The organism is Microbacterium sp. LEMMJ01 (genome assembly GCF_002114135.1).
Classification (GTDB): Bacteria; Actinomycetota; Actinomycetes; order Actinomycetales; family Microbacteriaceae; genus Microbacterium.
This window is the reverse complement of record NZ_NCTV01000030.1, coordinates 423233-436764: the sequence shown is the minus strand read 5'-3', so window position 1 is coordinate 436764 and position 13532 is coordinate 423233. Positions and strand designations below refer to the sequence as shown.

Sequence of the window (13532 nt, the reverse complement as noted above, 5' to 3'; positions counted from 1 at the left end):
CGGTCAGGCCGCCAGCCAGAGACCCTTCTGATCGGTGGCGACGGTGAGCCCCGCCGCGACCGTCTCGTCGTCGCCGATGCGGGCGCCTCGCACGATGCGGGCCCCGGCGCCGATGTCGGTGCGGACGCCGACGTGCGCGTGATCGCCGACCGCCGCGCCCTGGCCGACGTGCGCGTGGGCGTCGATGTACGCGCCCTCGCCGATCACGGCGTCCTCGTCCACCCACGCACCGCGGGCGACGATGGCCCCCGCTCCGACGCGTGCTCCCGGTTCGATGTAGGCTCCCGCCTCGATGTGCGCCTTCGGATGCACCTTGGCGCCATGCGCGACGAGACCGCGACCGTTGGCGTGCTTGCGGTACCGCAGCGTCGCTCCGTGGTCGTTCTCGATGTCGACGTAGTTCTTGCCCACGATTCCTCCCGTGCTCCGGAGTTCTCCGGATATATCAACAACCACGGGAGGGGGATATTCATTCCCGCGGATGGATACGGCTCAACGCTGACACCGAGGGCACCAGAACGTGATCCGCTCGCGGGTCGGATCGGCCCCCAGCTCCCCGCGGCGGATGAGGGTTCCGCAGCGTCGGCAGGGGCGTCCGGCGCGTCCGTAGACCCACGTCGCCTGCCCTGGGCGGTCGATGCCGGTGAAGGTGCGGTTGCGGCGGTCGCGGTTCGCGCGGATGGTCCGCACGCCCAGGTCGAGGAGGGCGGCGACGTCGACCTCCGGGGTCGGAGTGGTCGGCAGGATTCCGCGGAGGAACAGGAGTTCTGCCGCGTACTCGTTGCCGAAGCCCGCGACGTTGCGCTGATCGAGCAGGGCGACGTGGATGGCCCGGGTGTCGGCGCTGAGTCGTCGCGCGGCCTCGATCGGGTCCCAGTCGGCGGCGAGGGGGTCGGGGCCGAGGTAGCCGACGAGGTCGTCTTCATCGCGGGTGGGGACGACCTCGACTTCGGCGACGTCCACGCCGACCGCCTCGCGCTCCGCCGTGCCCACGATCGCCCGCACCTTGAACGCCGGATGCCGCCACTTCTCACCGGGCCGGTACACGAACCAGGCGCCGTCCATGCGCAGATGCGAATGCAGCGTGCTCTCGCCGATCCGCAGCAGCAGGTGCTTCCCGCGAGGGACGGCGCCCTGCACGCGCTGTCCGGTCAGATCGAGGGTCGCGAAGCGCGGCACGCGGAGGTCGAAGCGCGTGACCTCGCCGCCCGCGAGGGCCTCGTCTAGGCGGCGGGCCGTGCGGAAGACGGTATCGCCCTCGGGCATCAGGCGATCCCGGTCGTGCGGTCGTGCTTTCCCGGCGCCGGTGCGGGGGTGGCGACCGCGAGCGGGGTGCGGGCCTGCATGTCGCGCGCCAGCATCGTGCTTCCCGCGACCGCGGCCGGCATCACGGCGACGGCGCCGCCCGGGATGAGGAAGCAGAGCTGGGTGGCGACCCCGAAGCCGAGCACGCGGGCGCGACTGCCGGAGAACAGCGCGGCGCGGGCGGCGGGGCTGAGATCGCGCGCATCGAAGGCTCGACCGGTCAGCTCCCGCGCGAGCAGGCGGCCCGTGAGGACCACGCCGGACACCGCGCCGAGGACGCCGCCGACACCGGGCACGAGGCCGATGAGGAGCACGAGGAGGGCGATGAGGAGGCCGAGCACGACCAGTCGGAGACCTTCACCGACGGCGGTCCAGAAACTGCCGCCGTCGGCGGGCGGCGGGTCGCCGAGATCCTTCTCCACGGCGTGCCAGATCCGCTGGTAGAACGGGTCGCCGATCGTGAGGGTGAGGGCGCTGAACACCGAACTGGCCAGCGCGAGCGCGGCGGCGACCACCACGAGGCTGACCGCGGTCCGCAGGAACCCGCGCCAGGGCTCGACCCATCCATCGGCGAAGGGGGTGAGCCAGGCCGACAGCGAGGGCATCGACAGGATCAGCGGCACGAGGACGGCGGCGAGGAGCACGAGCGCGATGATCGCGGGGACGAGCCCGAGCGCCATCAGGCCCGGACGGGTGCGCCACACGCCGAAGCCGCGGAACAGGGTGCGGACGCCGGCGGCGAACTCTCGGATCATGGCTCCAGGGTAGGGGGGGTCAGTAGTGGTCGTGGTGAGGCCGGGTCAGACGGCCTTGCGGAGCGTGAAGCCGCGCGGCGTCTGCACGAAGCCCGCCTCCTGCAGAGCCCGCCCGAGGATCGTGCCGTAGACCCCCTCGCCGTTCACCTTCTCGACGGTGAGGGTGTCGAGGCGGCGGTCCCTGGCCGTCGTCGCGAGGTCGGCGGCGGCGGCCTGCAGCACCTCCTCGTCGTCCGTGAAGCACAGCACGGTCCGTCCGCCGCGCTCGAGTGACAGCACGAGGGCGCCGTCGACGAGCACCACGAGGCCCCCGGCCTTGCGGCCGGGTCGATGCGACACGCCCTCGAGCTTCGGCCACCCGAGCGCCGCGCCGTACGGGTTCGCCGGGTCGGTGGCCGCCAGGGTGACGGCCTTCCGTGGCGGCGGATCGGCGAGACCGGCGTACGTGCGGAGACGGTCGACCGTGGCGGAGGCGGCGAACTGCGCGGCGCCGAGCTTCTCGATCACGTAGCCGCGGCGGCAGTGCCCCGCCTCCTCGAACCCGGCCAGCACGCGGTACGCCTGGGCGAATCCGCCGGGGACGCCCTCCGACTGCACGGCCCCGCGGGTGACCACCCCGTAGCGGTCGAGGAGCAGTCCGGCGGTGACGGTCGCGCGCCGCGCCGGATCGGTCTCGACCTCGGGGAGCAGCGACCAGCGACCGCCGATGGAGGTCGGGCGCGGAGCGGTGCGCGTGAGCGACATGCCGCGATAGGTGCGCGCACGCGGGGCGCGGCGCTTGACCTTGTGGGCCTGGGAGCCCCCGGTCAGCAGCGAGCGGATCGGCGCGAACGTGTCGTTGGTGACGTGCCCGGACCACGTCAGCGACCACAGGGCCTCCAGCACCGACTGCTCGTTCTCGGCGCCGGTCATCTCCTTGAGCTGCGCGGCGAAGTAGGCGCCGCCCGCCGCGAGGGCCGCGAGGAGGCGCGCCTCCAGCGACTCCGCGGCGATCTCCGCGTCCGGATCGGGGAGGGTGAACGGGGCGAGATCGGCCGGGTGCAGCGAGACCCATCCGTCGCGCCCGGGGAGCGTGCCGTGTCCCGACCAGATCACCTCGCCTGCGGCGGTGAGCTCGTCGAGCATCGCCGGGGTGTAGTCGCGCACCCGCGACGGCAGGACGAGCGACTCCCAGGCGCTGGCGGGGATCGGGACGCCGGCGAACTGCTCGATCACCGTGAGCACGCCGTCGATGCCCTCCAGGGGTCGACCGAGATGCTGCCAGTCCGGCAGGAACCGCGCATAGGCCTCCGGGGAGACCGGCTCGACGGACCCGCGGATCGCCGCGAGCGACCGCATGCGCAGCCGCCGCAGCACCTCGGTGTCGCACCACTCGATGTCGTCGCCGCTGCCGGCTGCGGTGGGGAGGAAGTACCCGCTCGTGAGGCGGCCGTTCGTCTCCAGGCGTTGCAGGGTGTGCCGGGCGACCGCGGTGCCGAGACCGAAGCGCTCGGCGACGGACGCGGTAGTGAACGGGCCGTGGGTGCGGGCGTGACGGGCCACGAGGTCGCCGAGGGGATCCGCCAGCGGCTCGAGGAAGGCCACGGGGATGCCGGTCGGCAGGGCCGCGCCGAGCGCGTCGCGCAGGCGTCCGGCGTCCTCGATCGCGGCGACCCTGGCCACCCCGGCGATCGTGACGGGGATGGCCCGCCGCGCGGTCACGAGGTCGTCGAGCAGCGTCGCTGCGGTCGCTCCGCCGGTGCTCTCCGGATCGAGGCGTGCCGCCACCTCGTCGGCGTCGAGCGGGCCGAGCAGCCGGAGCAGGTCGGCGACGCCCTCCAGGCCGCGCGCCCGACGCTCCGGGTCGAGGCGCTGGGCCTCGCGCTCGAACTGCGCGATGACGTCAGGGTCGAGGAGCTCGCGCAGCTCGACCGTGCCCAGCAGCTCGCCCAGCAGTGCGGGATCGACGGACAGGGCGGCCGCTCGGCGCTCGGCCAGCGGCGAGTCGCCCTCGTACATGAACGCGCCGACGTAGCCGAAGAGGAGGTCGCGCGCGAACGGCGACGGCTGCCCCGGCTGGGTCTCGACGAGGCGGATGCGGCGGTCGGCGATGCTGGTCGCGAGCTTCCGCAGCGACGGCAGGTCGTAGACGTCCTGAAGCACCTCGCGCAGGGTCTCCAGGATCACGGGGAAGGTGGGATGCCGGCGGGCGACCTCGAGGAGCTGGGCCGAGCGCTGGCGCTGCTGCCAGAGCGGCGTGCGGCGGTTGGGGTTCGTGCGGGGCATGAGCAGCGCCCGCGCGGCGCACTCGCGGAACCGCGAGGCGAACAGCGCCGAGCCGCCGACCTCCTGCGTGACGAGCTGCTCCAGCTCGTCCGGATCGAACACGAAGAGCTCCGCACCGGGCGGCTCGGACTCGGCGTCGGGGATGCGCACGATGATGCCGTCGTCGCTCGCCACCGCGGAGCCCTCGACGCCGAGACGCTCCCGCACGCGCGCATTGATGGCGAGCGCCCAGGGCGCATGCACCTTCATGCCGTACGGGGAATGCAGGATGACCCGCCAGTCGCCGACCTCGTCGTGTCCGCGCTCCACGGTGAGCGTACGGTCCGTCGGCAGGGTGCCCGTGGCCTCCCGCTGCTCGGAGAGATGCGCGAGGAGGTTGGCGCGCGCCTGTTCGTCGAGTCCGGCCGCGATGAGCCGCTGCTCCGCCTTCTCCGGCTTCGCGGCGGACACCTCGCGGGAGAACGCCCCGAGCGCCTCGCCCAGCTCGAACGGGCGGCCGATGCCGTCGCCGTGCCAGAACGGCACCTTGCCGGGCTGGCCGTAGGCGGGGATGACGTTGACCCGGTCGTGGGTGATCTCGGCGATGCGCCAGCTCGTGGTGCCCAGGGTGAAGACGTCGCCGACGCGGGACTCGTAGACCATCTCCTCGTCGAGCTCGCCCACTCGGGCGCCCGTGGACTCGCCGGCCACGAAGACGCCGAACAGCCCCCGGTCGGGGATGGTGCCGCCGCTGGTGACCGCGATCCGCTGTGCCCCCGGGCGGCCCGTGAGCGTGCCGGCGTCGCGATCCCAGACCAGGCGCGGGCGCAGCTCGGCGAACTCGTCGGAAGGGAAGCGGCCGGCCAGCAGGTCGAGCGTGGCCTCGTACGCGGAGCGGGGGAGCGACTGGAACGGGGCGGAACGGCGGACGGTCTCGAACCACTCCTCGACGCTGATCGCTCCGAGGGCGCTGGCCGCGACGGTCTGCTGGGCGAGGATGTCGAGCGGGTTCCGCGGCACCTGGATGGCCTCGATCTTCCCCGCGAGCATCCGCTCCGTCACGATCGCGGTGTGCAGCACGTCGCCGCGGTGCTTGGGGAACAGGGCCGCCCGGCTGATTTCTCCCACCTGGTGTCCGGCCCGACCCACGCGCTGGAGCCCGGAGGCCGCGGACGGCGGTGCCTCGACCTGGATCACGAGGTCGACGGCACCCATGTCGATGCCGAGCTCCAGGCTGCTCGTGGCGACCACGCAGCGGAGCACCCCCGACTTCAGCTCCTCCTCGACCTGCGCGCGCTGCTCTTTCGACACCGAGCCGTGGTGAGCCTTGGCGAGCACGGGATCGGCGCCGGCGGTCGACCCCGCCTGTGCCATCATCGCGGCGGGCACGGTCGGCTCCGGAAGAGCGACCCCGATCCGCTCCGCATAGATCTCGTTCAACCGTCCGGTCAGCCGTTCGGCGAGGCGGCGGGAGTTCGCGAAGACGATGGTCGAGTTGTTCTGGAGGATGCGGTCGACGATCGCCTCCTCGACGTGCGGCCACACCGAGCCGGTGACCTCGGTGTATTCCGCATCGATCCCCGGGGCCTCCGGCGGCGCCCCGGGCGGGGGAGGCGGGTTGGTCATGTCGTCCATCGGCACGACGACGCCGAGGTCGAAGGTCTTCGATGCCGGGGGAGCGACGATCTCGACCGGGTCGGCGCCGCCGAGGAACCGCGCCACCTCGTCGATCGGGCGGACGGTCGCCGAGAGGCCGATGCGCTGCGCCGCGGTCTCCGCCCCGTGGGACCGGCGGAGGGCGTCGAGGCGCTCCAGGCTCACCGCGAGGTGCGCGCCGCGCTTGGTGGCGGCGACCGCGTGCACCTCGTCGATGATGATCGTGTGCACGTCGCGCAGGGTGTCGCTGGCCCGGCTCGTGAGCATGAGGTACAGCGACTCTGGCGTCGTGATGAGGATGTCGGGCGGATCGGACACGAGCTTGCGGCGATCGCTCGACGTGGTGTCACCGGAGCGGACGCCCACCGTGATGCCGGGGGCGGTGAGACCGAGTCGCCGCGCGGACTGCCCGATGCCGATGAGGGGCGAGCGCAGGTTGCGCTCCACGTCCACGCCGAGGGCCTTGAGCGGGGAGATGTACAGGATCCGCGTGCGGGACCCGTCCTTCTTCGGCTCCTCCGGGAGGTCGGCACGCTCGCGGAACACGCTGTCGATCGCCCAGAGGAACGCCGACAGGGTCTTGCCGGAGCCCGTCGGAGCGACGACGAGGGCGTGCTTGCCGGCGGAGATCGCCTCCCACGCCCCCGCCTGTGCCGGCGTGGGTGCGGTGAAGGCACCCCGGAACCAGTCCTGTGTGGCCGGGGTGAAGCGGTCGAGCACGTCGCTCATGCCTCCATCATTCCCGACCCCACCGACATCCGGCCCGGACCTTGACACCCGGCTGCCCCACCCGCACGACCTCGTTCCGCCCGCACGACGGAACCACGGTTCCGGTCGTGCGGGCGGACCCGGGTCGTGCAGACGGAACGACGGAAGATGTCACCCGACCTCCCGCAACCCGCCGTCGGCATCGATCTCCAGAGTGAGGTCGAGGTCGAGCCGGGCGAGGAAGGCGTCGTCGTGACTCACGACGAGCACCGCCCCGCGGTACGCCCGCAGCGCCTCGACGAGCTGGTCGACCGTGTCGAGGTCGAGGTTGTTCGTCGGCTCGTCGAGGACGACGAGGTGCGGAGCCGGATCCGTGAGGAGCAGCCGGGCCAGGGCGACCCGGAACCTCTCCCCGCCCGAGAGCGCCGACACTGGGCGGTCGGTCGTCCCGCCCCGGATGAGGAACCGGGCGAGCCGGTTGCGGAGCTCCTTCTCCGGGACCTGGGGTGCCGCGGCGGCCACGTTCTCGAACACGGACAGGCCCTCGTCGAGACCGTCCACCCGCTGCGGCAGGTAGCCGATCCGGTCGGTGAGCGCCTCCGCCCGCAGTTCCGGTCGTTCCGACGCCTCGTCTCCGGAGTCGGGCGCGGCGCCGGAGACCAACCGCTCCAGCAGCGTCGTCTTGCCGGCGCCGTTGCGGCCGATGAGGGCCACGCGCTCGGGACCCTGGATCACCCACGACCGCTCCGGTCCGCCGAGCTCGGCGATCCGCCGGCTCCGCGACACGTCGGGGTCCGGCAGCTCGATCTTCATCGAGGCGTCGGAGCGGACCCGTCGCCCCGCGGCATCGTGTGCCGCGCGGGCCGCGTCCTCCTTCGCGCCGACCTCGGTGCGCAGCCTCCCCGCGGACACCTCGGCGGCCATCTTCCGACCGTGCGCGACGATCTTCGGGACGCGCTTCTCGACCTCGGCCTTCTTGGCGGTCCGGGCCCGGTGGGCGAGCTTGACCTCGGCCTCGATCCGCTGCCGCTTCTCCTTGCGGAGCACCTGGGCGGCGGCGACCTCGGCCTGCTTCGCCGCGTCCTGCTCCGCGTCCAGCCAGGCGCGCCACTCGGAGTAGGGGCCGCCGAACACGGAGAGGTTCCGTCCGTACAGCTCGGCGGTGTCGTCCATGAGCTCGAGCAGAGCGAGGTCGTGGCTCACGACGATGAGCGTGCCCTTCCACGACTGCACCATCGCGGCGAGGGCCGCCCTGGCGTCGCGGTCGAGGTTGTTCGTCGGCTCGTCGAGGAGGGTGATGGGAGCCCGCCGCAGCCGGATGCCGGCGATCGCGACGAGCACGGCCTCCCCTCCGGACAACTCACCGACCGTGCGGTCGAGGAACGCGGGGGCGAGCCCAGCCTCCGCGAGGGAGGCCTCCGCCCGCGCCTCGATGTCCCAGTCGTCGCCGACCGCGTCGAAGTGCGCGGGGTCGACGTCACCGGCGGTGATGGCCCGCACGGCATCGAGGGCGGCCGTCACCCCGAGGAGGTCGGACACCCGACGGTCCACGTCGAGGGTGAGCTGCTGGGGGAGGAAGGCGACCTCGCCCGAGGTGGTGAGCGTTCCGGAGGTGGGGGCGAGCTCCCCGGCGATCAGCCGGAGCAGCGTGGACTTGCCGGCGCCGTTGCGGCCGACGAGTCCCGTGCGCCCGGCGCCGAAGGCTCCGGACACGCCGTCGAGGGCGACCGTGCCGTCGGGCCAGGTGAGGGAGAGGCGGTCGAGGACGACGGCGGCGTGCGGGGAAGAGGGCTGTGACATGGGGTGTCTCCTGTCGAGTGCGAGGGTGCACTGACACCGAGCCCTTCGGACCGTCGAGTCACGGAAGCGGAGGAGGGCGTCTGCCGGGGAGTCGGCGATCGTCGGGTCAGCGCGCGAGAAGAGGGGCGCGGAGGCGACGATTCAGATCAAAGGACTTCCAGACACGGCGGACAGGACGCCACGACGATACCCGGGCGTGTCGCGCCGCGCAACTCCCGGGCGTGTCGCCGCTCCGTCGCGCGGGGGATGCGGGGCCGCGCGACGGCTCGTACCGTGGAGGCATGGCAGACGATCGGAACCCCAGTCCCGACGAGATGCGCGCACGGACGGGCCTCGGAATCGGTCTCGCGGTGGGCATGGCCATCGGTGTCTCCATGGGGATGGCGCTGGACAACTGGATCCTCGGCATCGGGATCGGTCTCGCGATCGGCGTCGCCCTGTCCGTGGCGTTCCGCGGTTCCGCGGGCGGCAGGGGAGACGCGGCGGAGGGCGATGTCGATGACCCGGACTCCGCTGACGGCGCTCAGGACGGCCGGGACCCGTCCGCCTGATCCGCGCCGATCCCCTCGACCCAGGTCGTGAGGAACCGGTGCACGTCGCCGAGCTCCTCCTCGGAGATGCTGTGGGTCAGTCCGCTGTAGACGCGACCGGACAGGGACGTGTGCGTGGGGAGCCATTGCGCCGTGTGGGCGATCAGCGGCGCGGGGATGACGTCGTCGTGGGAACCGCGGCCCCAGAACACCGGGGGGCTGACCTCCGCGAGGTGCGCATCGCCGGGGAGGGCGTCCGGGGCGGCGTAGCCGCTCAGCGCGACGATCGCGCCGAACCGTTCGGGGGCCAGCCGCAGGGCCTGGAGTGACACCGCGGCGCCCTGGGAGAACCCGAGCAGCGCCACCGACGGCGCGTCCGGCGCGGCGTCGTCGAGCCAGCGCAGGAACGCCTCCGCCGCGAGGGTGACGGCGGCGGAGCTGCGTCCGTCGAGCCCCTCGATCGGGTACCAGGAGCGACCGGGGGTCGGCCACGGCGGGGTCAGTGGTGCGGCGACCGAGGCCACGGCGACGCCGGCGGGGAGATACGGGACGATGCCGAAGAGGTCGTGCTCGTCGGCGCCGTACCCGTGCAGCAGCACGAGCAGCGGGAGCCCGGCGCGGTCGGTGTGCGACCAGCGCGTCGCCGCATCGTCGATCGTCAGGTTCTCGGCCACACCGTCATCCTGCCAGGGCTCGCGCCGGTGCTGCCATCGACGAGGACGGCTGGTAGAAAGGAGGCATGGCGGTGCGCACACCCGATCCGGAGCCGGAGCCCGAAGACGAGGGCCTCGGTTCGTTCCGCGATGCGAACCCGCCGGTGCCGGATGCGAACCCCGGCTGGCTGAGCGACGTCGAGCTGGAAGAGGCGCGACGTCACCTTCCGATGCTCTACGTCGAGGCGATCCCGGTGCGCACGGACGGCTCCGGTCAGGTCACCGAGATCGGCGTGCTGTTGCGGTCCACCCCGCTCGGCGAGATCACACGCACGATCGTGTCGGGCCGCGTGCGCTTCGGCGAGACGATCCGCGACGCGTTGTTCCGCCACGTCGAGAACGACCTCGGGCCGATGGCCTTTCCGCTCCTGCCGCCGCAGCCGCTGCCGTTCACGGTGGCCGAGTACTTCCCGATCCCGGGGGTGAGCGCGTATCACGACGACCGTCAGCACGCCGTCTCCCTCGCCTTCGTGGTGCCCGTGACCGGGACGTGCGAGCCGCGCCAGGACGCCCTCGAGGTGACGTGGTTCTCCCCGGAGGCCGCCGCCTCCGACGCCGTCGCCGCCGAGATGGAGGGCGGCCGCGGCACCCTCATCCGCCACGCGCTCGCCAGCCTCGGCCTCCTCCGCTGACGCTCGTTCTTCTCCCCGAGGCCCCGGGTTCGCGTCGAGACCCCGGTGTCGCCGCGCGCTGAAGGCGGGGTCTCGGCGAGAACCGGGGGCCTCGGCGGAAGATGAAAGCTTGTCTTCGGAGCGGAGGAACCGGTATTCATGACGGAGGTGATCTGCTCAGAACGCCCTGATCCGCGCGGTCGATGACCGCGTCCGTCCCGAAGGATGCCCATGGCGTTCGCCGCTCCGCTCCGCCGTCTCCGTGCGCTGGCCGTCACGGTCGCCGCCGCCCTCCTCGCCTCCGGTCTGGTCTTCGTCGCGACACCCGCGACCGCGGCCACGACCGCGCTCGACCCGGCCTTCCCCGGCGTCGCGGAAGCGCTCCCCACCGCGGTCGCCGCGGCTGCGGACGTCGCCGCGTCTCCCGGCCAGGCCGACCCCGAGAGCACCGCCACCGTCTCCGGTCGCGTCACGTTCCCGACCGGCGTCGACGTCTCGCGGGGCCGCACCTTCGTCGCGGCCTACGCTCCCGGCGCCGGCGTCCCCGTCGCGGCCGCTGCCGTCACCGACGGCTCGTACTCCCTGCGCGTGCCGCAGGGCGACGTCGTCCTCGGTGTGGTGTCCGAGGGGCGCGCCGTCTTCGACCAGGGCGGTCCGCAGAGCGGCGAGGTCCTGGCGGTCGGGACCGAGGGCGTCGTCCGCGACGTGCAGCTCGAGCGCTCGGCCCTGATCTCCGGAAGCGTGACCGCGCCGAAGGGGACCGACATCACCGGGCAGCGCGTCGTCGTCGCCGTCTACCCGGTCTCGGGGGCGGGGACCGTGGTGGGTGCCGCCGTCCCCGTGACCGACGCCGGCACCTTCGCCGTCGGCGGACTGCCCGCGGGCGCGTACCGCGTGGCCTTCGTCTCGGGAGCTGCGGGAGCGGTCTCGGAGTGGTGGGACGATGCTCCTCGTTTCGAGAAGGCGCGGACCATCACGCTCGCCGCCGGGGCCACGCAGTCCGGAGTCGTCGCCGCGCTCGAGCCGCTGCACCGGATGGAGACCTCCGTTCCCACGATCAACGGGACGGCGACGGTCGGGCAGACGCTCCGTGCGGCGCCGGGGGCGTGGACGTCGGGCGCCGCGCTCGGATACCAGTGGTACGCGAACGGCGTCGCGATCTCGAAGGCCACCGCGTCGTCGCTCACCCTCACCACCGCGCACGCCGGAGCCCGCATCACGGTGCGCGTGACCGGGAAGAAGGCGGCCTTCGCGTCGGCGACCGTCGCGTCGGCGGCGACGTCGGCCGTGCTGCGGGTGCTGACCGCGCCGACCCCCGCGATCACCGGCACCGCCACGGTCGGACAGACGCTCAAGGTCAAGACCGGGACGTGGACGGCGGGGACGCGGTTGACCTACCAGTGGTACGTCGACGGCGTGGCCGTCGCCCGAGCGACCGGGACCTCCTTCAAGATCCCGTCCTCCGCGGCGCTGAAGCCGGTGACGGTCGTCGTCTCCGGGACCAAGTCGGGGTACGCCGCAGCATCGAAGCGCTCGAAGCCGACGGCCGCCGTTAAGGGGATCCTCTCCGCGCCGACGCCCCGGATCACCGGCTCCGCGATCGTGGGCTCCCGTCTCACGGCGGTCGCGTCGACGTGGACCGGCGGCACGCGGCTGAGCTACCAGTGGTACCTGAACGGTCGCGCGATCGCGCGGGCGACCGGCTCCACGCTGGTCGTCACGGCGGCCATGGTGAAGTCGAGGATCACGGTCAAGGTCACCGGGACGAAGAGCGGCTACGTCACGGCCGCGCGCACCTCCGCGCAGACCGCCGCCGTGACGTATCCCGCTCGCACCACGCCGGTCTCCACGTGGAACTGCCCCGCCTGGGCTCCCATCAAGGGCAACGCGCAGTCGATGATCTACCACGTGCGGAGCGGGGCGTACTACGCGAAGACCAAGCCCGAGGTGTGCTTCTCCACGGAGAGCGCCGCCGTCAAGGCCGGTTACCGCAAGTCGAAGCGGTAGCCGTCCCTCCGCCGAGACCCCGGCTTCCCGCCCACACCCCGGTATAGACCCACGGATACCCCGGGGTCTCGACGCGAACCAGGGGTCTCGGCGATCAGGGGGCGGAGCGGGGTCAGGGGCGGGTGAGGCGGGCGAGGGCGTCGACGAAGGCGTCGACGTCGGACTCCTCGGTGTCGAAGCCGCACATCCAGCGCACCTCGCGGCGGGCGGCGTCCCAGTCGTAGAAGCGGAACACGTCGCGGAGCTGATCGGCGACGCCCTCGGGCAGGGTCGCGAACACGCCGTTCGCCTGCGTCGGCTGCGTGAACTCCACCCCGACGATCGATCCGTCGGCGAGGCCGTCCTCGATCCGCGCGCGGAGCCGGGCCGCCATGGCATTGGCGTGCCGGGCGTTCCGCAGCCACAGGTCGCCGTCGAGCAGGGCGATGAGCTGCGCCGAGACGAAGCGCATCTTCGACGAGAGCTGCATGTTGAACTTGCGCGCGTAGTTGAGGCCCACGGCGGCGTCCGGGTTCAGCACGACGATGGCCTCGCCGAGCATGGCGCCGTTCTTCGTGCCGCCGAAGGTCAGCACGTCCACCCCGGCGTCGGTCGTGAACGCCCGCAGCGGCAGATCGAGGGCGGCGGCCGCGTTCGACAGGCGCGCACCGTCGACGTGCAGCTTCATGCCGCGCGCGTGGACGTGATCCGCGATCGTGCGGATCTCCTCCGCGGTGTACAGAGTGCCGAGCTCGGTGGACTGCGCGATCGACACCACGAGCGGCTGCGCGCGGTGCTCGTCGCCCCAGCCCCACGCCTCGCGGTCGATGAGCTCGGGGGTGAGCTTGCCGTCGTCGGTGGGGACGGTGAGGAGCTTGAAGCCGCCGATCTTCTCCGGCGCTCCGCCCTCGTCGACGTTGATGTGCGCGGTCGAGGCCGCGATCACGGCACCCCAGCGCGGCAGCATCGACTGCAGACCGGTGACGTTCGCCCCGGTGCCGTTGAACACGGGGTACGCGGCGGCGGTGTCGCCGAAGTGCGCCTGGAACACCTCCTGCAGGCGGGCGGTGTAGGCGTCCTCGCCGTAGGCCACCTGATGGCCTCCGTTCGCGGCCGCGAGGGCCGCCAGGACCTCGGGGTGGATGCCGGAGTAGTTGTCACTGGCGAAGCCCCGGATGGCGGGGTCGTGCGGGATGCTCACCGGACAAGCCTAATCGCCTTCCC

General features: G+C 72.7%; 10 protein-coding genes. 3 read left to right on the top strand and 7 right to left on the bottom strand.

All coding sequences use genetic code 11. The annotated features are described in order from the left end of the window. Window positions 1-3: 3 nt before the first annotated feature. The 5 genes from B7W94_RS10995 to B7W94_RS10975 all read right to left on the bottom strand — a co-directional run bounded on the left by B7W94_RS10995 (window position 4) and on the right by B7W94_RS10975 (window position 8468). Entirely contained in the window at window positions 4-411 is a 408-nt protein-coding gene (locus tag B7W94_RS10995) for a DapH/DapD/GlmU-related protein (protein WP_025102471.1), read from the bottom strand. Window positions 412-492: 81 nt separating this feature from the next. After that, window positions 493-1266, bottom strand: a complete 774-nt coding sequence (locus tag B7W94_RS10990; protein ID WP_085606448.1) for a DNA-formamidopyrimidine glycosylase family protein — start codon at window positions 1264-1266, stop codon at window positions 493-495. After that, the gene (locus tag B7W94_RS10985; protein WP_085606446.1) at window positions 1266-2060 is read right to left on the bottom strand and encodes an EI24 domain-containing protein; all 795 of its coding nucleotides are present in this window, start codon (window positions 2058-2060) and stop codon (window positions 1266-1268) included. The genes B7W94_RS10990 and B7W94_RS10985 overlap by 1 nt, the downstream gene beginning before the upstream one ends. A gap of 45 nt (window positions 2061-2105) precedes the next feature. Beyond that, complete coding sequence (locus tag B7W94_RS10980; RefSeq protein ID WP_085606444.1) at window positions 2106-6689, bottom strand: ATP-dependent helicase; 4584 nt, start codon at window positions 6687-6689, stop codon at window positions 2106-2108. 150 nt (window positions 6690-6839) lie between these two features. Beyond that, on the bottom strand, window positions 6840-8468 hold the full coding sequence (locus B7W94_RS10975) for an ABC-F family ATP-binding cassette domain-containing protein (RefSeq protein WP_085606442.1): 1629 nt from the start codon (window positions 8466-8468) through the stop codon (window positions 6840-6842). Between the two features lie 281 nt (window positions 8469-8749). Between B7W94_RS10975 and B7W94_RS10970 the strand changes: the two genes are divergently transcribed. After that, window positions 8750-9019 (top strand): hypothetical protein, encoded by a 270-nt coding sequence (locus B7W94_RS10970; protein ID WP_085606440.1) that lies wholly within the window; start codon window positions 8750-8752, stop codon window positions 9017-9019. Here B7W94_RS10970 and B7W94_RS10965 read toward each other — a convergent pair. Then, a complete protein-coding gene (locus tag B7W94_RS10965; RefSeq protein WP_085606438.1) occupies window positions 8992-9672 on the bottom strand; it encodes an alpha/beta hydrolase in 681 nt (226 codons plus the stop codon). The genes B7W94_RS10970 and B7W94_RS10965 overlap by 28 nt on opposite strands. Before the next feature lie 65 nt (window positions 9673-9737). On the opposite strand from B7W94_RS10965, the gene B7W94_RS10960 reads away from it, so the two are divergent. Beyond that, window positions 9738-10343 (top strand): DUF4916 domain-containing protein, encoded by a 606-nt coding sequence (locus tag B7W94_RS10960; RefSeq protein WP_025102462.1) that lies wholly within the window; start codon window positions 9738-9740, stop codon window positions 10341-10343. Between the two features lie 210 nt (window positions 10344-10553). Beyond that, entirely contained in the window at window positions 10554-12329 is a 1776-nt protein-coding gene (locus B7W94_RS10955; RefSeq protein ID WP_085606436.1) for a sunset domain-containing protein, read from the top strand. 112 nt (window positions 12330-12441) lie between these two features. On the opposite strand, the gene B7W94_RS10950 is transcribed toward B7W94_RS10955, so the two are convergent. Beyond that, window positions 12442-13509, bottom strand: coding sequence for a threonine aldolase family protein (locus tag B7W94_RS10950; protein ID WP_085606434.1), 1068 nt, complete (start codon window positions 13507-13509; stop codon window positions 12442-12444). Window positions 13510-13532: the final 23 nt, after the last annotated feature.

Bases quoted from the DNA above. Each gene is read 5' to 3' on its own strand.
- B7W94_RS10990 (WP_085606448.1), bottom strand. From the start codon at position 1,266: ATGCCCGAGGGCGATACCGTCTTCCGCACGGCCCGCCGCCTAGACGAG.
- B7W94_RS10985 (WP_085606446.1), bottom strand. From the start codon at position 2,060: ATGATCCGAGAGTTCGCCGCCGGCGTCCGCACCCTGTTCCGCGGCTTC.
- B7W94_RS10980 (WP_085606444.1), bottom strand. From the start codon at position 6,689: ATGAGCGACGTGCTCGACCGCTTCACCCCGGCCACACAGGACTGGTTC.
- B7W94_RS10975 (WP_085606442.1), bottom strand. From the start codon at position 8,468: ATGTCACAGCCCTCTTCCCCGCACGCCGCCGTCGTCCTCGACCGCCTC.
- B7W94_RS10970 (WP_085606440.1), top strand. From the start codon at position 8,750: ATGGCAGACGATCGGAACCCCAGTCCCGACGAGATGCGCGCACGGACG.
- B7W94_RS10960 (WP_025102462.1), top strand. From the start codon at position 9,738: ATGGCGGTGCGCACACCCGATCCGGAGCCGGAGCCCGAAGACGAGGGC.
- B7W94_RS10955 (WP_085606436.1), top strand. From the start codon at position 10,554: ATGGCGTTCGCCGCTCCGCTCCGCCGTCTCCGTGCGCTGGCCGTCACG.